General features: G+C 71.9%; 18 protein-coding genes. 5 read left to right on the forward strand and 13 right to left on the reverse strand.

Going from position 1 to position 22,104, the window contains the following annotated elements; translation table 11 throughout:
* Positions 1 to 22: 22 nt before the first annotated feature.
* The 3 genes from ACFU3E_RS21970 to ACFU3E_RS21980 all read right to left on the reverse strand — a co-directional run bounded on the left by ACFU3E_RS21970 (position 23) and on the right by ACFU3E_RS21980 (position 5,070).
* The gene (locus ACFU3E_RS21970) at positions 23 to 1,606 is read right to left on the reverse strand and encodes an acyl-CoA carboxylase subunit beta (RefSeq protein ID WP_384160637.1); all 1,584 of its coding nucleotides are present in this window, start codon (positions 1,604 to 1,606) and stop codon (positions 23 to 25) included.
* Between the two features lie 154 nt (positions 1,607 to 1,760).
* Positions 1,761 to 4,130 carry a polysaccharide lyase 8 family protein gene (locus ACFU3E_RS21975; RefSeq protein ID WP_384160640.1) on the reverse strand — a complete coding sequence of 790 codons (2,370 nt, stop codon included), beginning with the start codon at positions 4,128 to 4,130 and terminating at the stop codon, positions 1,761 to 1,763.
* 82 nt (positions 4,131 to 4,212) lie between these two features.
* Positions 4,213 to 5,070 carry an SDR family NAD(P)-dependent oxidoreductase gene (locus ACFU3E_RS21980; protein ID WP_384160690.1) on the reverse strand — a complete coding sequence of 286 codons (858 nt, stop codon included), beginning with the start codon at positions 5,068 to 5,070 and terminating at the stop codon, positions 4,213 to 4,215.
* Between the two features lie 359 nt (positions 5,071 to 5,429).
* Here ACFU3E_RS21980 and ACFU3E_RS21985 point away from each other — a divergent pair, with 359 nt between their 5' ends.
* Both ACFU3E_RS21985 and ACFU3E_RS21990 read left to right on the forward strand, forming a co-directional pair.
* Positions 5,430 to 6,032, forward strand: coding sequence for a YceI family protein (locus ACFU3E_RS21985; protein ID WP_384160643.1), 603 nt, complete (start codon positions 5,430 to 5,432; stop codon positions 6,030 to 6,032).
* 218 nt (positions 6,033 to 6,250) lie between these two features.
* On the forward strand, positions 6,251 to 7,036 hold the full coding sequence (locus ACFU3E_RS21990) for a S1 family peptidase (protein WP_384160646.1): 786 nt from the start codon (positions 6,251 to 6,253) through the stop codon (positions 7,034 to 7,036).
* Here ACFU3E_RS21990 and ACFU3E_RS21995 read toward each other — a convergent pair.
* From ACFU3E_RS21995 to ACFU3E_RS22005, 3 genes are all read right to left on the reverse strand, one after another.
* Positions 6,979 to 7,404 (reverse strand): YdeI/OmpD-associated family protein, encoded by a 426-nt coding sequence (locus tag ACFU3E_RS21995; RefSeq protein WP_384160649.1) that lies wholly within the window; start codon positions 7,402 to 7,404, stop codon positions 6,979 to 6,981. The genes ACFU3E_RS21990 and ACFU3E_RS21995 overlap by 58 nt on opposite strands.
* A 14-nt stretch (positions 7,405 to 7,418) precedes the next feature.
* Positions 7,419 to 7,709 (reverse strand): YdeI family protein, encoded by a 291-nt coding sequence (locus ACFU3E_RS22000; RefSeq protein WP_384160652.1) that lies wholly within the window; start codon positions 7,707 to 7,709, stop codon positions 7,419 to 7,421.
* Positions 7,710 to 7,852: 143 nt separating this feature from the next.
* Complete coding sequence (locus ACFU3E_RS22005; RefSeq protein WP_384160655.1) at positions 7,853 to 9,208, reverse strand: hypothetical protein; 1,356 nt, start codon at positions 9,206 to 9,208, stop codon at positions 7,853 to 7,855.
* A 116-nt stretch (positions 9,209 to 9,324) separates the two neighbouring features.
* Between ACFU3E_RS22005 and ACFU3E_RS22010 the strand changes: the two genes are divergently transcribed.
* Positions 9,325 to 10,011 (forward strand): SLATT domain-containing protein, encoded by a 687-nt coding sequence (locus tag ACFU3E_RS22010; protein WP_384160658.1) that lies wholly within the window; start codon positions 9,325 to 9,327, stop codon positions 10,009 to 10,011.
* 24 nt (positions 10,012 to 10,035) lie between these two features.
* On the opposite strand, the gene cimA is transcribed toward ACFU3E_RS22010, so the two are convergent.
* The 3 genes from cimA to ACFU3E_RS22025 form a co-directional block, all read right to left on the reverse strand.
* Entirely contained in the window at positions 10,036 to 11,640 is a 1,605-nt protein-coding gene (gene cimA, locus ACFU3E_RS22015) for a citramalate synthase (protein ID WP_384160661.1), read from the reverse strand.
* A 644-nt stretch (positions 11,641 to 12,284) separates the two neighbouring features.
* Entirely contained in the window at positions 12,285 to 13,373 is a 1,089-nt protein-coding gene (locus ACFU3E_RS22020) for a branched-chain amino acid aminotransferase (protein ID WP_384160664.1), read from the reverse strand.
* A 242-nt stretch (positions 13,374 to 13,615) separates the two neighbouring features.
* The gene (locus tag ACFU3E_RS22025) at positions 13,616 to 14,659 is read right to left on the reverse strand and encodes a 3-isopropylmalate dehydrogenase (protein WP_384160666.1); all 1,044 of its coding nucleotides are present in this window, start codon (positions 14,657 to 14,659) and stop codon (positions 13,616 to 13,618) included.
* Between the two features lie 155 nt (positions 14,660 to 14,814).
* Here ACFU3E_RS22025 and ACFU3E_RS22030 point away from each other — a divergent pair, with 155 nt between their 5' ends.
* The gene (locus tag ACFU3E_RS22030; RefSeq protein WP_384160669.1) at positions 14,815 to 16,386 is read left to right on the forward strand and encodes a purple acid phosphatase family protein; all 1,572 of its coding nucleotides are present in this window, start codon (positions 14,815 to 14,817) and stop codon (positions 16,384 to 16,386) included.
* Positions 16,387 to 16,437: 51 nt separating this feature from the next.
* Here ACFU3E_RS22030 and ACFU3E_RS22035 read toward each other — a convergent pair whose 3' ends face one another.
* The 4 genes from ACFU3E_RS22035 to ACFU3E_RS22050 form a co-directional block, all read right to left on the reverse strand.
* Entirely contained in the window at positions 16,438 to 16,569 is a 132-nt protein-coding gene (locus ACFU3E_RS22035) for a hypothetical protein (RefSeq protein WP_086025117.1), read from the reverse strand.
* 280 nt (positions 16,570 to 16,849) lie between these two features.
* Positions 16,850 to 17,392 carry a GNAT family N-acetyltransferase gene (locus ACFU3E_RS22040; protein WP_384160672.1) on the reverse strand — a complete coding sequence of 181 codons (543 nt, stop codon included), beginning with the start codon at positions 17,390 to 17,392 and terminating at the stop codon, positions 16,850 to 16,852.
* 166 nt (positions 17,393 to 17,558) lie between these two features.
* On the reverse strand, positions 17,559 to 19,190 hold the full coding sequence (gene pruA / locus ACFU3E_RS22045) for an L-glutamate gamma-semialdehyde dehydrogenase (protein WP_384160675.1): 1,632 nt from the start codon (positions 19,188 to 19,190) through the stop codon (positions 17,559 to 17,561).
* Between the two features lie 54 nt (positions 19,191 to 19,244).
* Positions 19,245 to 20,171: a proline dehydrogenase family protein gene (locus ACFU3E_RS22050; RefSeq protein ID WP_384160678.1), complete on the reverse strand. Its 927-nt coding sequence runs from the start codon at positions 20,169 to 20,171 to the stop codon at positions 19,245 to 19,247.
* Positions 20,172 to 20,323: 152 nt separating this feature from the next.
* On the opposite strand from ACFU3E_RS22050, the gene ACFU3E_RS22055 reads away from it, so the two are divergent.
* Positions 20,324 to 21,865, forward strand: coding sequence for a PucR family transcriptional regulator (locus tag ACFU3E_RS22055; protein WP_384160681.1), 1,542 nt, complete (start codon positions 20,324 to 20,326; stop codon positions 21,863 to 21,865).
* Positions 21,866 to 22,104 lie beyond the last annotated feature (239 nt).

Raw genomic sequence — 22,104 nt, forward strand, 5'->3', positions numbered from 1 at the left:
CGTGAGGAAGATGTCCGCAGGGTTACTGCGGCGGGTTGCCGTGCTTGCGGGACGGCAGGTCCGCGTGCTTGGTCTGGAGCATGGCGAGGGACTTGATGAGCACCTCGCGGGTCTCGGCGGGGTCGATGACGTCGTCGACCAGGCCGCGCTCGGCCGCGTAGTAGGGGTGCATCAGCTCGGACTTGTACTCCTTGACCATGCGGGCCCGCATGGCCTCGGGGTCCTCGGCCTCGGCGATCTGGCGGCGGAAGATGACGTTGGCCGCACCCTCCGCGCCCATGACGGCGATCTCGTTCGTCGGCCAGGCGTAGGTGAGGTCGGCACCGATGGACTGGCTGTCCATGACGATGTACGCACCTCCGTAGGCCTTGCGCAGGATCAGCGAGATCCTCGGCACGGTCGCGTTGCAGTAGGCGTAGAGCAGCTTCGCGCCGTGGCGGATGATGCCACCGTGCTCCTGGTCGACGCCCGGGAGGAAGCCGGGGACGTCCAGAAGAGTGATGATCGGGATGTTGAACGCGTCGCACATCTGGACGAAGCGGGCCGCCTTCTCGGAGGCCTCGATGTCCAGGACACCGGCGAGCGCCTGCGGCTGGTTGGCGACGATGCCGACGACCTGGCCGTCCATCCGGCCCAGCGCGCAGATGATGTTGCGGGCCCAGCGCTCGTGGACCTCGAGGTAGTCGCCGTCGTCGACGATCTCCTCGATGACCTTGGCCATGTCGTACGGCCGGTTGCCGTCCGCCGGGACGAGGTCCAGGAGGACGTCCGAGCGGCGGTCGGCCGCGTCCGAGGGCTCCGTGCGGGGCGGGTTCTCCCGGTTGTTCTGCGGGAGCAGCGAGAGGAGGTAGCGGACCTCGGCGATGCAGGTCTCTTCGTCGTCGTAGGCGAAGTGGCAGACACCGGACGTCTCGGCGTGGACGTCCGCGCCGCCGAGGCCGTTCTGCGTGATCTCCTCGCCGGTGACCGCCTTGACGACGTCGGGGCCGGTGATGAACATCTGCGAGGTCTCGCGGACCATGAAGACGAAGTCGGTGAGGGCGGGGCTGTAGGCCGCGCCGCCGGCGCACGGGCCGAGCATCACCGAGATCTGCGGGATCACGCCCGAGGCCTTGGTGTTGCGCTGGAAGATGCCGCCGTAGCCGGCGAGCGCCGAGACGCCCTCCTGGATGCGGGCGCCGGCGCCGTCGTTCAGCGACACCAGCGGGGCACCGGCCGCGATGGCCATGTCCATGATCTTGTGGATCTTCGTGGCGTGGGCCTCGCCCAGGGCGCCGCCGAAGACGCGGAAGTCGTGCGCGTAGACGAAGACCGTGCGGCCCTCCACCGTGCCCCAGCCGGTGATCACACCGTCGGTGTACGGCTTCTTGGACTCCAGGCCGAAGCCCGTGGCCCGGTGCCGGCGCAGCTGCTCCACTTCCCGGAAGGACTCCGGGTCGAGAAGGAGTTCGATGCGCTCCCGCGCGGTCAGCTTGCCCTTGGCGTGCTGCGCCTCGGTCGCCCTCTCGCTCGGTCCGGCCACCGCCTGCGCACGGATCTCGTGCAGTTCGGCCACACGTCCGCGCGCGTCGGTCGGCTCACCCGGCGCCTCATCCAAAACGGTCATGTAGTGACCTTACGAAGCCGACCGAGGAATGCGGGCCGTCGACTCCTCACAGTCTCCGGCGTGTTTTCCTGGTACCCCTGAACAGAACCATGGTGGGGTGCAGCCAATCCGACTGCTCAGGGGGTGTGCGGCTTGTAGGAGTCACACAAGGGCCTCAGTCGAGAGTCACCTCACATCGGTGCGTGGCGCACGCCTCCCCCGGGGTGATGCGCACGCGCAGTCGAGGGCCGGCCGAGAGCACCTCGACCGTCTCGTCCGCGCGGACGACCCGGCGGACCGGGCGGTCCCAGACGATCTCCAGCGGCCCGCCGGTACGGGGCGGCTCGCTCGCACAGAGGGTAGCGGTGCGGCCGCGGCGGACGACCAGCACGCTCGCGCCGCCGGAGGCGGAGAGGGGGCCCGCCGTCCCCGCCCGCCAGAAGGTGGCCGCCGTGCAGCCGAGGGACGGCACCGTGATCGCCTGGCGGCCGGGGTCGTTGGCGAGAATCGACAGCCACCGGCGGTCGGCGGCGCGGCGTGCGACCGCGCGGCGGGACGCCCCGGGCATGAGGACGTAGGCGTACGTGGCGTCCTCGGGGTCGGTGCCGTGGTCGAGCCAGAGGGTCTGCCAGCGGCGGGTGCGCCGCTCCGGTGTGCCGCCGGTGTTGATGTCGGACCAGGCGCCGGTGCGGTCCTCGCGCAGTGCCTTCGGCTCGCGGCCGAGCAGGACCCAGCCTCCGTGGCCCTCCAGGTGAGCCCAGTTCGGGCCCTTGACGAAGCGTGGGGTGCCGGATGCGCCGAGGTTGCGGTTGTCGACGATCGTCTCGACCGGGACGCCGTCGGCGCAGGTGATTCCGGCGCCCAGGCAGATCACCGCGTCCGCGAGGCAGAACCAGGACTTGCGGGCTTCGAGGGTGGAGCCGAGGCCCTTGAGATGCTGTCCGAGGGCCGCGTAGGTGCCGTCGGTGGTGCCGCCGACCCAGCGTGCGTCCGGGCGGGCCGTGCCCCACTCGCCGCCTTCGCGGTCGGCGAGCCGCTTGGTGGAGACGGTGGTGCCGGGCAGCCGGTACCAGTCGACGGTCGGCCAGAACCAGTCCGTGTACTGGTCGCTCGCGTCCGCCCACCAGCTGACCATGCCCGCGCCGGTGTGCCAGCCGCGGGGGTTCTCGCCGTTGCCGCACTCGTAGTGGGCGATGCGGTCGCTGGCCATGGCGATGTTCACGGTGAAGCCGGGGCCGCGGTGGACGGCACGGTCCATGGCGGCGAAGAGGTGGTGTCCGGGGGGTTCGGGCGCGGCCGGGGCGGGTGAGCCGGCGATGGCGTGCAGCCGGGCCAGGTCGGCGACGCCGAACTGGGGGGCCGTCAGGATCGGGGTGACGGTGTCCCGTTCGATCCAGCCTTTGACGCGGGCGTGCCAGCGGTCGCGTTCCGCCGGGCTCGCGCCGGCCGCGAGCAGGGCGATGGCGGCGATGAGCCGGTGGCCGTGGTAGTGGTCGCCGCGCAGGATCTCGCGGTCGTCGGTGGTGAGGTGACCGCGGCTGATGGCCCGGCCGTTGACGCTGTCCATGACCAGCCCGTCGTGGATGAGCGGCGCGTAGGCGCGCTCGACGCTGTCGAGGACGAGTTGCCGGTTCGGGTCGGTGACCTCCCAGTCGGATCCGGCGAGCAGGGCGAAGAGCCGGCCGAGTCCGTCGAGCATGACCTGGCCGTAGGTGCCCGAGTAGGCGACCCAGGTGTGCTGGACGAAGGAGCCGTCGGCATAGAGGCCGTCGCCCCGGGTGACGTGGGGGAAGACCGGGGAGAGCGCGTCCCGGGCGAGGGCGATCTTGGCGGGGTCGCGGCCGAGGATGCCGCGCAGGGCGACGGAGCGGCACAGGTCGACGCGGTTGGCGCCGGTGGAGGTGCCGCCGTAGTCGCCGAGGGCGGAGTCGGGGACGAAGTGGTCGACGGCGGCGCAGGCGGCGCTGACGCGGGCCTCCCCCAGCTCCTCGTACAGGGCGGCCGTGATGTCGGTGAGCAGGCGTGGGCTGCCGATCTGCCACTCCCACCAGTTGCCGTAGCGGGTGGTGGAGGGGTTGTAGACGGTGGTGGAGAGGTGGTCGAGGCCGCGCAGGACGGCGGCGAGGAGGCCGGGGTCGGCGGTGGAGCCGCTGCCCTGCTGGAGGTAGGCCTGGGTCATGGTCCACAGACGGCCGTAGCTGAGGGTGATGCCGGCCGGCGGGTCGAAGGGGTGCCCGGGCCACAGGGAGTCCGTCGTCGGGGCCATGCTCGCCCGCAGGTCGCGGGCGAGTGCGCCGGTCTCGGCGAGCCGGGCGGCGTAGGGCGCGGCCGTCGGGTCGTATCCGGTGCCGAGCGCGATGCCGAGCCAGCGGCGGCGGAGGGTGTCGTACGGATCGCCCGGCGCGTCGGCGCCCCTGCCTGCGGGCGCAGCGCTCCCGGTCGCCGCCAGGGCCGCGGCCGCCAGCAGCAGGGCGCGGCGGCTGGGCCGGAGCAGGGCGGCGGCGCCGGCCGTTCGGCGGGGGGAGAGGCGGCGCTGGGGAGTCATGCCCATGCCCTACCACGGGGAGACGCTCAGCTGAACGGTGGATCCGGCCGGAGTGACCGGAACGGGGGAACGGCCGTGCGGGTCAGCCGAAGCGGTTCAGCAGGCGGCGGTACAGGCCCGGCGCGAGGCCCCTGACCCGGCCGGGGACGGTCAGCCAGGTGGGCACGTAGGCCTCGTCGCGGTTGTGCCGGACGGCCTCCCAGATCGTGCCGGCGACACAGCCGGGCGAGAGGAGGCCGGTACGGGAGCCGTCGTAGGGCCTGCCGCGGCGGGTGTGGAAGGCCGTGTCGACGGCTCCGGGCACGACGAAGGTCACGCCCACGCCCGTGCCGCGCAGTTCCTGGCGCAGTGCTTCGGCGAAGGCGGCGAGGCCGGCCTTGGCGGCGGAGTACACCGCCTCCTCCCGCAGGCCCACGCAGCCCGCGACCGAGCCGAGCAGCACCACGCGGCCCCGTCCGGCCGCGACCATGGAGGGCAGTACCTCGCGCACGAGGTGGAGCGTGGCGTTGAGGTCGAGGGTCAGCACCCGGTCGATGTCGGTGTGCGGCATGGCGGTGAAGGGGCCGGCCCAGCCCATGCCCGCTCCGGCGACCAGCACGTCGATCCGGCCGGTCGTGTGCAGCGCGGACCGGGCCAGCAGGCGGGGGCCGTCCGGGGCGGCGAGGTCGGCGGGCAGTACGACGGCCGAGGTGCCGGACGCAGTCTGCTCCAGGCGGTGCCGGTCGCGTCCGCTGAGGAGGAGCTGCCAGCCGTCCAGGGCGAAACGCCGGGCCGTGGCCGCCCCGATGCCGGAGGAGGCGCCGGTGACCAGGGCGACGCGCCGGTCGATGCGGCGCGGCGGCCCGTACTGGTCCACCCGGGCGGGGACGGGGGCCGTGGAGCGGCGCGGCGCGGGGTCCGCCGGTGGGTCGTAGGCCGAGCCGGAGCCGGTGAGTGTCACGAGTCGCTCTCCCCTGCGCTGTGCGTCCGCCGTGGTCTCGTCTGTCTCCATACGGTCACTGAAAACGGAACCCCGTATCGCCGGACACCGCCACCGCAGGGCGGGCCCGGCGGGGGCTCGGCGTGCCGGCTCCTGCAGGCCCGGGCCCGTGGGCCGCTTGCGTGCCGGGCCGCCGCGCGCCGCATCCCGCAGGACCACCCCCGCGGGCCGTGCGATTGCGCCAAGCGGGGGTACGGGAGGAGGCGGCGGAGGCGACACGGACATCCCCCGAAGATGTTGAACATTGAACGGAATAGGTCTACGGTGGGCCGCGTTGGAGTAGTTAAAGATTCAACATCACACGCAGGAGGCGTACCCCCGTGAGCATCTTCAGCCGCACCGACACCCAGACCGCCGCCACCGGTGCCGCCGCGAGCCCCGAGCCGGCCGCCCTGACGGGCGACTACACGATCGACCCCGCGCACTCGACGATCGGCTTCGTCGCCCGGCACGCCATGGTCACCAACGTCAAGGGCGGCTTCCAGGACTTCACCGGCACGCTCCACCTCGACGGCACCGATCCGGCGCGGTCGACGGCCTCCGTCGACGTCGTGATGGACAGCATCGAGACGGGCAACGCCGACCGCGACGGCCACCTCAAGAGCGCGGACTTCTTCAAGGCGGACGAGTTCCCGGCCATGACGTTCCGCTCCACCAAGGCCGAGGCCCTCGGCGGTGACGACTACCGGATCACGGGCGACCTGACGATCCTCGGCACCACCCGCACCCTCGCCATCGACCTCGAGTTCAACGGCGCCGCGAAGGACCCCTTCGGCAACGAGCGCGTCGGCTTCGAGGGCAAGGCGGAGATCCTGCGCTCCGAGTGGGGCCTGACCTGGAACGCCGCGCTGGAGACCGGCGGCGTCCTGGTCTCCGACAAGATCAAGCTCAACTTCGACATCTCGGCCATCAGGAACGCGTGAGCCCCGCGAGGCCGGCCCGGTGACGTCCGCCCGGGCCGGTCTGGCCGGTTCCCGCCCCTTGTGAAAGGACTGCCGGCGTTCCCATAATCCAGCAGCAGTATTTTGACCGGTCCATGCCAGCACATGGACGTTCTTTTTGCCCTTGCTGCTGTCATGTACTCGTCAATCTGATGCTTCGGTTGCACCTCCCCAGTCAACCCCCCACGGAAGGCATCACGTTGAAGAGACTTCTCACGGCCCTCAAGAGATGCGCGGTCCTCGGCGCCGCCGCGCTCGCCATCGCCAGTCTCCAGCCCGTCTCCGCCGCACAGGCCGCCCCGTCGCCCGTCGTCGGCGGCACCCGGGCCGCGCAGGGCGAGTTCCCGTTCATGGTCCGGCTCTCCATGGGCTGTGGCGGCGCGCTCTACACCCAGCAGATCGTGCTGACGGCCGCGCACTGCGTGGGCCGGTCCGGCAACAACACCGGCATCACCGCCACCGCGGGGGTCGCCGACCTCCAGTCCACCAGCGGCCGGGTCCAGGTCCGCTCCACCAAGGTGCTGCGCGCCCCCGGCTACAACGGCACCGGCAAGGACTGGGCGCTCATCAAGCTCGCCCAGCCCATCAACCTGCCGACCCTGAAGATCGCCACCACCACGCAGTACAACACCGGTGACTTCACCGTCGCCGGCTGGGGCGCGAACCGTGAGGGCGGCTCCCAGCAGCGCTACCTGCTGAAGGCCACCGTGCCGTTCGTCAGCGACGCCGCGTGCAAGGCCTACGGCGGTCTGTACAGCGGCCTCGTCGCGAGCGAGGAGATCTGCGCCGGCTTCGACGCGGGCGGTGTCGACACCTGCCAGGGCGACTCCGGCGGCCCGATGTTCCGCAAGGACAACGCCGGCGCCTGGATCCAGGTCGGCATCGTCAGCTGGGGCGAGGGCTGCGCCCGGCCCGAGGCCCCCGGCGTCTACACGGAGGTCTCCACCTTCGCCTCCGCCATCGCTTCGGCGGCATCGACCCTCTGACCTGTGGCTTCGGGGCCCGGCACCGACCGGTGCCGGGCCCTGTCCCGTGAGGCGGACGGCCGGCCCCGGTGCGCTCGCGCCGCCTTCCGCCGGGCTCGGCTCTCCGTGTCCCGTGGCTCCAGCCTCCCCAGCGCCGCCGCCACCTGCGCAGCCCGGCTCCCTGCCGTTCCGGCCCGGAGAACCCCGAGCATCAGCAGGTACCGGTCCGTCCGCCCGAGCGCCTCGAAAGCCGCAGCAGCGTGGGGGCTCCGCCGCAGCGCCGCCACCAGGTCCTCGGGGGCCTCGGCCTCCTTCTGTGACGCGTACGCCGCTTCCCACCGGCCGTCCGCCCGCGCGTCCGCCACCTCCGCGAGTCCGCCGGGCCGCATCCGCCCGGCGGCGGTCAGCTCCTCGATCCGCTGGCGTTGACCATGGACCAGAGACCGCCCGGACGCCGCGGGGTGATCCGCTGCAGGTAGTACGTCTCGTCAAGTCCCTTGCGCTGCCCGGTGATCCACCCGTGGCACAGCGCCACGCCGTTCACGTCGGCGGCACTGACCGAGGGGATGCCCGGGCCCTTCCTCGCGACCCTGACCCAGAGGCCGGGGTGCGGGGCGGGGGGCACGGTCAGCCGGGAGTCCAGGCCGTCCGTGGTATCGAAGGAGAGAGGGCCGGTGCCGTCGGAGGTGGTCATGGCACCACCGTAGGGAGGAAGCAGGACAGCTTCCGTCCGCTGTCCGAGCAGCACGGGGGCCTGTTCACGGGCGTGGGCTACGGCGTCCGGGACATGCGAACAGGGCGAGTAGCCACCGCTTCTGCCCAGAGCTCAGGCCCTGGTCAGAACCCGCCCCCGAAGTCCCCGCCTCCACCGAAGCCCCCGCCACCTCCGAAGTCCCCTCCTCCGAAACCGCCCCCGAAGTCGCCGGTGTCGAAGTCCGCGCCGGAGACGTCGCCGCCCTCGTAGCCGCCGAAGTCTCCGTAGCCGGAGCCGTAGTCGGCCGCGTAGGCGGGGGCGGCCATCATGCTGCCGAGCATGGTGCCGACCAGGAGGCCGGGCAGGAGGCCGCCGCCGAAGTAGCCGCCGGCCCAGGGGCCGTACGCCGGTCCGGCCTCCCAGTAGGGGCGGCGGCCGCGGTCGGTGTCGACCTCGCGGATCGCCGGGTCGCGGCCCTCGGCGAGACGCCGCTCGTCGGCCGCGCAGACCGGGACGTCACGGGCGGTGCCGGACGGGGGCGTCCAGGTGGCGTCGGCGACCGACGGGCCGTGGCGCGGGTCGAAGAAGCAGGGCGGGCGGCGCTCGGGCAGGGCTCCGCCCTCGCGGCGGGCCGCGAGCCGGGCCAGGGAGAACCGGCCGTCGTCCACGGCCTGGGTGACGGCCCGGACATCCTCCGGTTTCGTCGCGGCGGCCATCAGGGACTTGGCCCGCTCGTAGGAGTCCAGGCCACGCTCGTAGTCGGTGCGCATCGCGTCGTCGGCGCCGGGCTCCCCGGGGTGGAAGTCGAGGCGGTCGAGTTCCTCGCCGAACGCGGTGATGTCCTCGTCGACGACCACCCGCAGCTTCTCCAGCGCCGCCCGCTGCTCCTCCTCGTGCCGGCGCCGGTTGCGGCGGACCACGGCATAGGCGCCCGCGCCGCCGGCCGCGGCCAGGGCGCCGACCGTGATCAGGCCGCCGACCGGCACGTCGGTGCCCGAGCCGTCGCTCCAGCTGCTCGGCGCCGAACCGCCCACGTTGAGCAGGGCGCCGTCGACGAAGTCGTTCAGCTGGGCCTTGGTGTCGCCGGCGTCCTGCACGGCTGTGACCAGGTTGGACACCGCCTGGCGGCTCATCACGGAGCTGTCGGCGCGGGCGTCGAACCGGTCGCCGAGCTGGACGCCGTACAGGCCGGTGACGCCGGTCTCCGTGCGGAGGTTCCGGAAGAGGTCCTGCGTGGGGTAGCCGGCCGGCAGGACGGCCACGAAGACGGGCTTGTCCGCGTCCTTGATCTTGTCGGCGAGGGCCTCCGCGTCCGACGCCGCGAGCTGCCCGGAGGCGGCCGGATCGACGTAGACGGGGCTCTCGCGCAGTTCCTGGGCGACCTTGGAGAGGTCGGTGGCCGCGTGCGCGCCCGGCGCACCGGCCAGCAGCACCGCCAGTACGGCGGCGACCGGCACGATCAGCAGACGTACGACGGTACGCGCCAGTGCAGCCTTCATATGTTCGAAGCTACCCGAAATCACACGGAAAGGGGTTATCCGTCGAGGCAGGGATTTGTGGAGGCGGCTGCGCCTAGGATGCCCTCTGGCTATCCAGGAGGGGCGGGAACAGGGGCATGTTCGGACGACGCAGGGCTGCGGACATGACGGTGTCCGAACTGACCGAGCTGGACCGCTCGCGGACGCGGGCCGACCTGCTGTGGGAGCTGTTCCGGCATGCCGAGGCGGAGGTGACCTCCGCGATCGGCTGGTATCTGGTCCGGCGCCGGGGGCCGTCCCTGTGGTCGCGTTCGCTGCGGGCGCTCGCCACACTGCTGGGCATCGTCGGCACGATCACGCCGCTGGTGCACGCGGCCGCGCCGACGGCCGTGCAGCCCGAGTGGGGCTTTGTGTTCCTGGCAGGCGGGGCGGGCTGCGTCCTCTTCGACCGGATCTTCGGGTTCTCGGCGTCCTGGACCCGCTACATCCGTGCGGAACTGGCGCTGCAGCAGATCCTGAAGAAGGCGCAGTCCGACTGGGCGCAGGCGTTCCTGAGGACCACCGACTCCCCCAGCGACAAGGAGCAGGCCGCTCTGCTCGGGGTGATCGAGCGGCTGCGCACGGACGCCCAGCGGATCATCGAGGAGGAGGGGTCGGCGTGGGTCGGTTACCTGGCCGACGGCGTCGAGGAGCTGACCCGCTCCACCTCCCAGGCCACCGGCCAGCGCCCCCACGCGGCGGGGCTGTTCCGCCTCGACCGGGCGCCCGGCCGCGACCGGGGCGGAGAGGTGCCGGGGCCGCGGTCCCGGGACACGGCGATGTGACCCGCGTCCCGGGAAGGCCGTCCGCTACTCGGCCGGCGTCACCCCGGCCCGCAGCAGCCCGTACGTGTACGCGTCCTCCAGGGCCTGCCAGCTCGCCGCGATGACGTTGTCGGCGACGCCCACCGTCGACCACTCGCCCGTGCCGTCGGACGTGGAGATCAGCACGCGGGTCGTGGAGTTGGTGCCGTGCTTGCCCTCCAGGATGCGGACCTTGTAGTCCACCAGATCCAGCTTGGCGAGCTGCGGGTAGATCTTCTCCAGGCCGACGCGCAGGGCCCGGTCCAGCGCGTGGACCGGGCCGTTGCCCTCGGCCGTGGCGACGATGCGCTCGCCCTTGGCCCACAGCTTGACCGTGGCCTCGTTGGCGTGGGAGCCGTCGGGCCGGTCCTCGACGATGGCGCGCCAGGACTCGACCTCGAAGTAGCGCAGCGGCTTGCCCTGGACCTCGGTGCGCAGCAGGAGTTCGAAGCTCGCGTCGGCGGCCTCGTACGTGTACCCCTTGAGCTCACGCTCCTTGACCCGCTCGACCACCCGGCCGACCAGCTCGCGGTCGCCACCGAGGTCGATGCCGAGTTCCTTGCCCTTGAGCTCGATGGAGGCGCGCCCGGCCATGTCGGAGACCAGCATCCGCATGGTGTTGCCGACCAGCTCGGGGTCGGTGTGCTGGTACAGGTCCGGGTCGACCTTGATCGCCGAGGCGTGCAGTCCGGCCTTGTGGGCGAAGGCGGAGAGGCCGACGTAGGGCTGGTGGGTGGAGGGGGTGAGGTTGACGACCTCGGCGATGGCGTGCGAGATGCGGGTCATCTCGCGCAGCCGGCCGTCGGGGAGGACCTTCTTGCCGTACTTGAGCTCCAGGGCGGCGACCACCGGGAAGAGGTTGGCGTTGCCGACGCGTTCGCCGTAGCCGTTGGCCGTGCACTGCACGTGGGTGGCACCGGCGTCGACGGCGGCCAGGGTGTTGGCGACCGCGCAGCCCGTGTCGTCCTGGGCGTGGATGCCGAGCCGGGCGCCGGTGTCGGCGAGGACCGTGGAGACGACGGCCTGGATCTGGGCCGGGAGCATGCCGCCGTTGGTGTCGCACAGGACGACGACGTCCGCGCCGGCCTCCGACGCCGTACGGACGACCGCCTTGGCGTACTCGGGGTTGGCGCGGTAGCCGTCGAAGAAGTGCTCGCAGTCGATGAAGACCCGGCGGCCCTGCTCCTTGAGGAAGGACACGGTGTCGCGGACCATCGCCAGGTTCTCGTCCAGGGTGGTGCGCAGTGCGAGCTCGACATGGCGGTCGTGCGACTTGGCGACCAGCGTGATCACCGGCGCGCCGGACTCCAGGAGCGCCCTGACCTGCGGGTCCTGGGCGGCGGTGGTGCCTGCGCGGCGGGTGGAGCCGAACGCGACGAGCTGGGCGTGCCGGAAGCCGATCTCCTGCTGGGCTCGGGCGAAGAACTCGGTGTCCCGGGGGTTGGCGCCCGGCCAGCCGCCCTCGATGAAGCCCACGCCGAAGTCGTCCAGGTGCCGTGCGATGGCCAGCTTGTCCGCGACGGTGAGGTTGATGCCCTCCCGCTGGGCGCCGTCGCGCAGGGTGGTGTCGAAGACGTGGAACGAATCGTCGAGCTCGCTGGTTTCGGTCATGGTCTCAAGGCTCCTGAGGATGGGATCTCGGTCGTACCGGAATGACCGGCTCCACCGCCCTCACATACTCCCTCGCGCTCTCGCCTCCGGCTGTGGGTGGGCCAGAAATGCGAAAAACCTCTCGCGGGTGCGAGAGGTCTGCGCGCGGGTCGAGGACGACGGTGTCCGCCCGTACCTGGTCGTACGTGGCGGTCACTGCGGACCGGCGCGCCTGCTGCCAATAATCATGGCGAACGAGAGCACGGAGGAAGTGTGGCACAACCCTCGCGCTTCGCTCACCGTTGTCTCAGGATGCGGTCGGTCACCTCAGGTGACGGACGGAGACGGGCGAGGTGTCGTACGTGTCGCGGGGCACGAGGTCGGCCGATGAGCTGCTGAAAGCCGGTGCGGGCCGTTGCGGTCGATCACCGGGGCGGACCCGCTCGGGCCGCTCGGGCCGCACCGGGCGTCCGGGCCGGCCAGGGCGGTGCGCCCGGTGCGCGGGTCGCGGACGGAAGCGCGGGTCGTACGGTTCGGGTCGCCCGGGCCGGCCGAGGTGGAGCCCGGGGCTGACGCCGCGACACCGGCCTCTTGGCCGGCCGAGCCGGGTGACGTGGGCGCAGGTCTCCGGGGGCCGGGGACGGGCCCCCGGAGACCTGGACCGCTCAGCCCAGCCGGTGCATCCAGCCGTGCGCGTCCTCGGCCGTACCCCGCTGGATGTCGAGCAGCGCCTGGCGCAGCCGCAGCGTGACCTCGCCCGGCTCTCCCCCGCTCTGCTTCCACTCCGCCCCGGCCCGCTTCACCGTACCGACCGGAGTGATCACCGCGGCCGTACCGCAGGCGAAGACCTCGGTCAGCGACCCGTTCTCCGAGTCCCGCTGCCACTGGTCCACCGAGACCCGGCCCTCCTCGGCCTCGTATCCGAGGTCACGGGCGACGGCGAGCAGGGAATCGCGGGTGACGCCCTCCAGGATCGACCCGGTCAGCGACGGCGTGACGATCTTGTCGCCGTAGACGAAGTACAGGTTCATGCCGCCCAGCTCCTCGACCCACGTGTGCTCCACGGCGTCGAGGTAGCAGACCTGGTCGCAGCCCTTCGTCGCGGCCTCGGCCTGCGCGAGCAGGGACGCCGCGTAGTTGCCGCCGGTCTTCGCGTCGCCCATGCCGCCGGGGACGGCGCGGACGCGGTCCTCGGAGACCCAGATGGACACCGGCTTCACACCCCCGGGGAAGTACGCCCCGGCCGGGGAGGCGATCACCAGGAACAGGTACTCGTTGGCCGGCTTCACACCCAGCCCGACCTCGGTGGCGATCATGAACGGGCGCAGGTAGAGGGACTCCTCACCGCCGTGCGCCGGCACCCATGCCCTGTCCTGCTTCACCAGGGCGTCGCACGCCTCGATGAACGTCTCGACCGGCAGCTCGGGCATCGCGAGCCGGCGGGCGGAGCGCTGGAACCGCTCGGCGTTCTTCTCGGGGCGGAAGGTGGCGACGGATCCGTCGGGCTGGCGGTAGGCCTTCAGCCCCTCGAAGATCTCCTGTGCGTAGTGCAGGACCGTGGTCGCGGGGTCCAGGGAGATCGGCGCGTACGGCACGAGCTGGCCGTCGTGCCAGCCTCGGCCCTCCGTCCACTTGATCGTCACCATGTGGTCGGTGAAGTGGCGGCCGAACCCGGGGTTGGCCAGGATCCCCTCGCGTTCGGCGTCGGAGAGCGGGTGGGCGGAGGGCTTGAGCTCGATCGTGGGCGTCGTCATGGGTTGATGTCCTTCACCGGTTGTAGTGACGGGCCGCGCTCGGTACTGCTCTGATGGTGACCAGTGCTAGGACGTCCGAGCATTCCCTCATTGCGCGGCCTCGCGTTCGATTATCGCCCGGGGGCGGCGGCGGAAGGAACGGGGTGAATGCGGCCCGGTGGTCGATGGTGGCACCCGGCGGGAACATGCGGAAGCCGCCGGGCGCGGATGCGACCCGGCGGCTTGCGGTGTGCAGCGGCGGGTCAGCCGGCTACGCGTACGGCGAGCGCGTCGCCGATCTCCGCGGTGGAGCGGGCGGGCTTGCCGGCGCGCTCGCCGAGGTCGGCCGCGACCGCCTCGTCGACGCGGGCGGCCTCGGCCTCGTAGCCGAGGTGGCGCAGGAGCAGGGCGACGGACAGCACGGTGGCGGTCGGGTCGGCCTTGCCCTGGCCCGCGATGTCCGGGGCCGAGCCGTGCACGGGCTCGAACATCGAGGGGAAGTCGCCGGAGGGGTTGATGTTCCCGCTCGCGGCGACGCCGATGCCGCCGGAGACGGCCGCGGCGAGGTCGGTGACGATGTCGCCGAAGAGGTTGTCGGTGACGATCACGTCGAAGCGCTCGGGCTGCGTGACGAGGTAGATCGTCGCCGCGTCCACGTGCATGTACTCGGTGGTGACCTCGGGGAACTCCTCGGCCACCTTGTTGAAGATGTTGGTCCACAGATGACCCGCGAAGGTCAGCACGTTGTTCTTGTGGATCAGCGCCAGCTTCTTGCGGGGACGGGCCTGGGCCCGGGCGAAGGCGTCACGGACCACGCGCTCGACGCCGAAGGCCGTGTTCACGGACACCTCGGTGGCGACCTCGTGCTCGGTGCCCTTGCGGATCGTGCCACCGTTGCCGGTGTACGGGCCCTCGGTGCCCTCGCGGACCACGACGAAGTCGATCTGCGGCTCGCCCGCGAGCGGGGTGGCGACACCCGGAAGGAGTTTCGAAGGACGCAGGTTGACATGGTGGTCGAAGGCGAAGCGGAGCTTCAGCAGGAAGCCGCGCTCGAGGACGCCGGACGGCACCGACGGGTCACCGATCGCGCCGAGCAGGATGGCGTCGTGCCGCTTCAGGGCGTCGAGGTCGGCGTCGGTGAGGGTCTCACCGGTGGCGTGGTAGCGCCGGGCGCCGAAGTCGTACTCCTCGGTCTCCAGCTTCACATCCTGCGGAAGGACGGCGGAGAGGACCTTCAGGCCTTCGGCCACGACCTCCTGGCCGATGCCGTCACCGGGGATCACTGCGAGATTGATGCTGCGAGACATGCGGGCACCCTACTCCTCGTCCCATGGGATGACACTCGGTGTCCGTGATGCGGACAGCCGGGCGGCACCCCGCCCGGGGGACGGCACGTGCCCGCCGGGTGCCGTTCACCCGTACGTGGTGCGGCCGTTGACCTCCGATGGGAAGTTCACCGGACATGGAGATCCCCCACTTCGGCATCCCGCCCGAGCTCGCCCGCCGGATGAGCATGGCGGAGCAGCACGAGTACCTGCGGACGCGACTGTCGCGGCGGCGCACGCTGGTGACCGCGGGCGCGGTGGCGAGCGGGCTGCTGACCGGCTGCGGCTCGGGTTCGGGGCGGGGCGGTGCCTCCGCGACGGGGAACCCGTCACCGAGCACGTCGAAGGCGCCCGGTGCCTTGATCACCCCCTTCGGCCGCCATCTCGCCTTCGGCGCCGACCCGAGGACGCAGATGCGGATCTCCTGGCAGGTGCCGCTCGCGGTGCGCAGGCCGTACATCCGGGTGGGCCTGCGCCCCGACGACCTCGGACGCAAGACGGAGGCGGAGCTGCGCGACCTGCACACCCCGGCGCTGAAGGGCGTACGGCCGGCGGTCGAGCAGTACTACCTGCACGCCGCGCTGGACGGCCTGAGCCCGGGCACGACGTACTACTACGGCGTCGGCCACGAGGGCTTCGACCCCGCCTCCCCGCGGCACCGGCCGACCGTCACGTCCTTCCGCACGGCGCCCGCGCGCCCGCCGGGGAAGTTCGTGTTCACCGCGTTCGGCGACCAGGGCGTCGGCGAGGAGGCGGCCCTCAACGACCGTACGCTGCTGCGCCGGAATCCCGCCTTCCATCTGCACGCCGGTGACATCTGCTACGCCGACCCGACCGGCAAGGGCAAGGAGTCGGACGTCTTCGACGCGACCCAGTGGGACCGGTTCCTGAAGCAGACCGAGCCGGTGGCCGGTTCGGTGCCGTGGATGGTGACGACCGGCAACCACGACATGGAGGCCTGGTACTCACCGGACGGCTACGGCGGCCAACTCGCCCGGTTCTCCCTGCCGGACAGCGGCTTCGACGCGCGTACGGCACCGGGCGTGTACGCCTTCACCTACGGCAACGTCGGCGTGGTCGCGCTGGACGCGAACGACGTGTCGTACGAGATCCCCGCCAACTCCGGCTACACGGAGGGGCGGCAGACGAGGTGGCTGGACGGGAAGCTCGGCGAGCTGCGGTCCTCGAAGGACGTCGACTTCATCGTCGTCTTCTTCCACCACTGCGCGTACTCGACGTCCACGCACGCCTCCGACGGCGGGGTGCGCGCCGAGTGGCTGCCGCTGTTCGCCCGGCACGAGGTGGACCTGGTGATCAACGGGCACAACCACGTCTACGAGCGGACCGACGCCATCCGGGGTGGCGAGGTGGGCAGGCCGGTGCCGGTCGGCGGGACGACGGATCCGCGGCGGGACGGGATCGTGTACGTCACCGCGGGCGGCGGCGGCAAGGAGCTGTACGGCTTCCCCGACGGCGTGAAGGAGAGTTACGAGGGGAACACCGCCGACCACGAGCCGGTCATCACGTTCCGGTGGACCAAGTCCCAGGGCACCAGGGCGGAGTCGGCACCGTGGTCGCGGGTGCGCTACCGCGGCTTCTCGTTCCTCTCGGTGGAGGCGGTGAGCGGCGCCGAGCCGAAACTGAAGGTGTCGGCGCTGGCGTCGAGCGGGGAGCGGATCGACCACTTCGAGGTGCGGCGCGGGGCGTGAGACCAGACCCCGCACCGCACCTCGTCGGGCGGCTCCCGGTCCTGATGCGGCTCAGTGGCCGCTGGAACCGCCGTTGTCCCTGCGGTCGAGGGCGCGCTGGAGCGCGGCGGCGGCGTTCTTCCGGTCGGACTCGCTCATGCGGGAGACGTGACGGACTCGGCGGCGGACGGTCGTCTCGGCCATGGGAAATCGACTCCTTCGACAGCACGGAGTGCACAGGGAGGGTTACGAGACTCCCCCACTGCCTAATGGGCGTGGGTGGGACCCCCAGAAGGGGCGGGGAGCGGTGCCGCAGGGGTTGCCTGCACGGGGCCCGGCTCACGACCGCCATTCGCTTGGTCGAGCGAGACGTTCGGCTCCTACAAAGCTAAGGGAGCACGGAGCGTCTGTCTCCACAATTACTCGGACTTCCTACTATCTGAGACGGTGCAGTGGGTCACACTGCTCTGACCTGCGGTGATTTCTACAGAACATCGCCATCGCGCCAGTCGAAGAGCAGCTCGTGCGCGGGGTCGAGGGAGCCGGCCAGGGCGGCACGGACGTAGGTGCCGCCCTCTTCGTCCGTCAGGCGGACGATGCCGTCCCGGGGGCTGAGGGCGTGCACCTGACCGGTCCAGGGCTGCCATCCCCGTGCGGTGTAGAGCCGGGCCCCGTCGTCGCTCGCGGAGAGGGCGCCGAGATCGTAGGCGCGGTCGACGACGCGTTCCAGTTCCGCCATGACCAGTCCGCCGAGGCCGGCGCGGCGGGCGTCGGCGCGGACGGCGACGTTCTCGACATACCCCACGCGCAGCCACCGGCCGCGGTGCCGCGCCCGGCGCATCACGACCGCGCCGTGCGCGGCGAGCCCCGAGTCGTCATGGACGAGGGCGTGCATGCCGCCGAGCCCGTGGTCCCAGTCCTCCTCGCCGAAGTCGCCGTCGAACGCGGCGTCCAGCAGGGCACGTACGGCGTCGAGTTCGGCGGGGGTGAGGCCGGCGGTGTGGGCGGTGCGCGCTCGGGTGGTCATCGGACCAGTATCCGAGGGGGCCTGGTGGCTCTCGACCGGCTGTCGGCGCACGATGCAGCCGGGGCGGGATCATCCTGGTCCCGCACCCGTGAGCGGCCGCATCCGGCCCGCCGGCATGCCGACGGGCCGGGTCGTACGACCCGGCCCGTCGGTTCCACTCGGCGTCTCAGCCCATGTGCGGGTACGTGTAGTCCGTCGGCGGGACCAGCGTCTCCTTGATGGCGCGGGTCAGGGTCCAGCGCATCAGGTTCTGCGGGGCGCCGGCCTTGTCGTTGGTGCCGGAGGCGCGGCCGCCGCCGAAGGGCTGCTGGCCGACGACGGCGCCGGTCGACTTGTCGTTGATGTAGAAGTTGCCGGCCGCGTAGCGGAGCCTGTCCGCCGTGTAGGCCGCCGCGGCGCGGTCGTTCGCGATGACCGAGCCGGTCAGGGCGTAGTCGGAGACGGACTCCATCTGCGTCAGCATCTCGTCGTAACGGTCGTCCTCGTAGACGTGCACGGCGATGATCGGGCCGAAGTACTCGGTGCGGAACACCTCGTTCTCCGGGTCGGTGCACTCGATGACGGTCGGGCGGACGAAGTAGCCGGTCGAGTCGTCATAGGTGCCGCCCGCGACGATCGTGCAGGCGGGGTCCTCCTCGGCGCGGTCGATGGCGGCCTTGTTCTTGGCGAAGGCACGCTCGTCGATGACGGCGCCGATGAAGTTCGACAGGTCGGTGACGTCACCCATCTTGATGCCGTCGACCTCGGCGGCGAGCTCCTCCTTGAAACCGGAGTTCCAGATCGAGGCGGGGATGTACGCCCGGGACGTGGCGCTGCACTTCTGGCCCTGGAACTCGAAGGCACCCCGGGTGAACGCCGTCTTCAGGATCGCCGGGTCGGCCGACGGGTGGGCGACGAGGAAGTCCTTGCCGCCGGTCTCGCCGACCAGCCGCGGGTAGGTGCGGTATTTCTCGATGTTCGCGCCGACCGTCTTCCACAGGTACTGGAAGGTGGGGGTCGAGCCGGTGAAGTGGATGCCCGCGAGGTCGCGGTGCTCCAGGGCGACCTTGGAGACCTCGATGCCGTCTCCGGTGACGAGGTTGATGACGCCCTTGGGCAGGCCCGCCTCCTCCAGCAGCCGCATGAGCAGCACGGCGGCGTGGGTCTGCGTCGGGGACGGCTTCCAGACCACGACGTTGCCCATCAGGGCCGGGGCCGTCGGCAGGTTGCCCGCGATGGCGGTGAAGTTGAAGGGCGTGATCGCGTAGACGAAGCCCTCCAGCGGGCGGTGGTCCAGACGGTTCCACACCCCCGGGGAGTTGGCCGGCGGCTGCTCGGCCAGGAGCTTGCGGGCGTAGGAGACGTTGAACCGCCAGAAGTCGATCAGCTCGCAGGGCGTGTCGATCTCGGCCTGCTGGGCGGTCTTGGACTGGCCGAGCATGGTGGAGGCGGCGAGCGTCTCGCGCCAGGGGCCGGACAGCAGCTCGGCGGCGCGCAGGATGATCGCCGCGCGGTCGTCGAACGACATCGCGCGCCAGGCGGGTGCGGCGGCCAGGGCCGCGTCGATGGCGTCCTGGGCGTCCGCTTGCGTGGCGTTGCGGTACGTGCCGAGCACGGCCTGGTGGTTGTGCGGCTGGACGACCTTGAAGGCCTCGCCGCCGCCCATCCGCTTCTCGCCGCCGATGGTGCAGGGCAGGTCGACGGGGTTGTCGGCCAGCTCCTTCAGCCGGGCCTCCAGCCGGGCCCGCTCGGGCGAGCCGGGGGCGTAGCCGTGCACCGGCTCGTTGACGGGGGTGGGGACCTGGGTCACAGCGTCCATGTTTTCCGTAACTCCTTACTGAGCGGTGTTTCGGTCTCAGCCCGTGTTGAGCTGTCAGCTCTTGGTGAGCATCGAGCGGGCGAAGAAGCGCAGGTTGGCCGGCTTCTCCGCGAGACGGCGCATGAAGTAGCCGTACCAGTCGGTGCCGTACGCGGTGTACACGCGCATCCGGTGGCCCTCGGCGGCCAGCCGCAGCTGCTCCTCGGTGCGGATGCCGTAGAGCATCTGGAACTCGTACGCGTCGAGCTTGCGCCCGGCCTGGTGGGCGAGCTCCTGGCCGATCGCGATCAGGCGTGGGTCGTGGGACCCGATCATCGGGTACCCCTCCCCCCGCATCAACGTCCTCAGAACGCGAACGTATGCCCGGTCGATCTCGTGTTTGTCCTGGTACGCGACCGAGGCGGGCTCTTTGTACGCGCCCTTGACCAGGCGGACCCGGCTGCCGCTCGCGGCGAGGCGGCGTGCGTCGGCCTCGGTGCGGAACAGGTACGCCTGGATGACGCAGCCGGTCTCCGGGAAGTCCTTCCGCAGCTCCTCGTGGATGGCGAGCATCGAGTCGAGGGTGGTGTGGTCCTCCGCGTCGAGCGTGACCGTGGTGCCGATCCCGGCGGCGGCCTCGACGACCGGGCGGACGTTCTTCAGTGCCAGCTCGTGACCGCCGTCCAGCGCCTGCCCGAACATCGACAGCTTCACCGACATCTCGGCGCGGGTGCCGAGCTCCAGCGGCTTGAGGCGGTCGACGAGCTCCAGGTAGGCGTCCCGGGCGGCGGCGGCCTGTGCGGGGTTGGTGATGTCCTCGCCGACGACGTCCATCGTCAGTTCGAGGCCGTCGTCCGCGAGCTCCCGGACGACGGGGACGATGTCGTCCACGTCCTCGCCCGGGATGAAGCGGTCGACGACCTGCTTGGTCACCGGGGCCGCCGAGACCAGGCGTCGCATCCGGTCGCTGCGTGACGCGGCGAGAATCACGGGACCCAGCACGGGGCACCTCCAGAGCACAAGCAACGTGAAGGCCGGACCCCTCGCGGATGACGCGTCGGGTACGGCACGGAGAACCACCGTGAAACCTAAGGATCCCTCCGATCGTCTGCCATCGACAGCTGTCACGCATCCGTGCCACAGATCTCAGACAGATGTATGAAGGGGTCCGGGAAGTGCGCGACAATGCCCAGGTGACGTCGGAACACAGGGGCGACTACGAGGAGCTGGTCGACGAGATCTCGGAGCTGCTCGGCGCGCCCGCGACCCTGGAGAACCGTGACTTCGAGCTGATCGCCTTCGGGGCCTACGACAGCGAGGGCGACCTCGATCCGTCGGCGCTGGACCCCGTACGCACCCGCTCGATCCTCACCCGCCGCTCGACGGCCGCGGTCCGGGCGTGGTTCGAGGGCTTCGGCATCACCCGGGCGACGGGCCCGGTCCGCATCCCCCCGACGCCGGAGGCCGGGGTCTACCGTGGCCGGATCTGCCTCCCCGTCCGGCACCGGGGCGTGGTGCACGGCTACATCTGGCTCCTGGACGACGATCCCGGCCCGAACGAACGCCAGCTCGGCGCCGCCATGCAGGTCACGGCCCGTATCGGCGCCCTGCTCGCGGACGAGGCCCAGCACGGCGCCGACCTCAGCCGCGAACTGCGGGCCGTCCTCACCGCCGAGCGCGGCTGGCAGAGCGACATGGCCGTCGCGGAACTCCGCACGGCCCTCGGCTCCCGCGCCGACGGCCTCCACGCCCTGATGTGCGTCGCCCCGTGGCCCTCGGCCGAGCCGGACGACGCCCCATCGGTGCGCGCGGTCCCGGGTGCGACGGCCCTGTGCACCCTGCCGTGGGGGGCCACGGCCCAATGCCTGGGGGTCCTGATCCGCCTGCGCTCCCCGGACGTCCTGACACCGGCGACCACGGCGGCGGGGCGGTTGCTGGAGCGGGCGCGCGGGGCAGGTGACCCGCCGGGGGCCGCTGCGCCGGGAGCGGGCGGCGGCGGTCCGGGCGGATCCGCCACCAGCGGTGCGGACGGAGTCTCCACGGGCCCGGCGAGCGGGGTGGGCCCTGGCGGAGCGGGCCCGGCGAGCGGGGTGGGCGGGGCCGCCACAGGCCCGGCGAGCGGGGTGGGCCCTGGCGGGGCCGGCGGACCGGCCGGCGCCTCCCGCCCCGCCAGGGCCCGCCCCACAGCCTCCTCGGGCGCAGCGGCGGGCGCAGCCCCACCCGACCGTCCCGGCAGCACCACGCGCGGAGCAAGCGGCCCCGCCGCGGGTGTCGCCACCCCCCGCTCCGGCCTCGCCGGCCTGGCGACCGCCTGGCGGGAGGCGTCGGCGGCCGCCCGGGCCGCGCTGGCCGAGGAACGGTTCGGACCGATCGCGCAGTGGGCGTCGATCGGGCCGTTCCGGCTGCTCACGGCCCTGCCCCCCGAGGTCGCTCAGGACCCCGTCGTTCGCGCGCTGCTCGCCCCGGCCCACCACGACCTCGCCCGTACCGCCGAGGTCTACCTCGACTGCGCCGGCCAGGCCGCCCGGGCCGCGGCCGAGCTGGGCATCCACCGCCAGACCCTGTACTACCGACTGTCCCGGATCGAGAAGCTCACCGGCCTCGACCTGGACGACGGCGAGGACCGGCTGCTGCTGCACATGACCCTGAAAGGGGCTCGGCTCGCCCCCGGGGAGGCCACGGGGCCGTCCGGGTGAGAACCGTAGCCCGAGCGGGCGGTTTCGGGGCGGACCCGTAACCTCGGTCGCCTCGTCCGGTCACGGTTCTCCCGGTATGTCATCGGCGGGAGGAGCTCACGTGCGGAACCCACGTGCCTGGTCTGCGACGCGAACGGCGGTGACGGGGCTGGCCTGCGGGGTGCTCGCGCTCGCGTTGCCGGCGGCTCACGCGAGTGCCGGGCCCGGCGCTACCGCGCTCCGCTCGTCCGGGGGCGGGC

The organism is Streptomyces sp. NPDC057424 (genome assembly GCF_042803315.1).
In the GTDB taxonomy this organism is placed as follows: domain Bacteria; phylum Actinomycetota; class Actinomycetes; order Streptomycetales; family Streptomycetaceae; genus Streptomyces.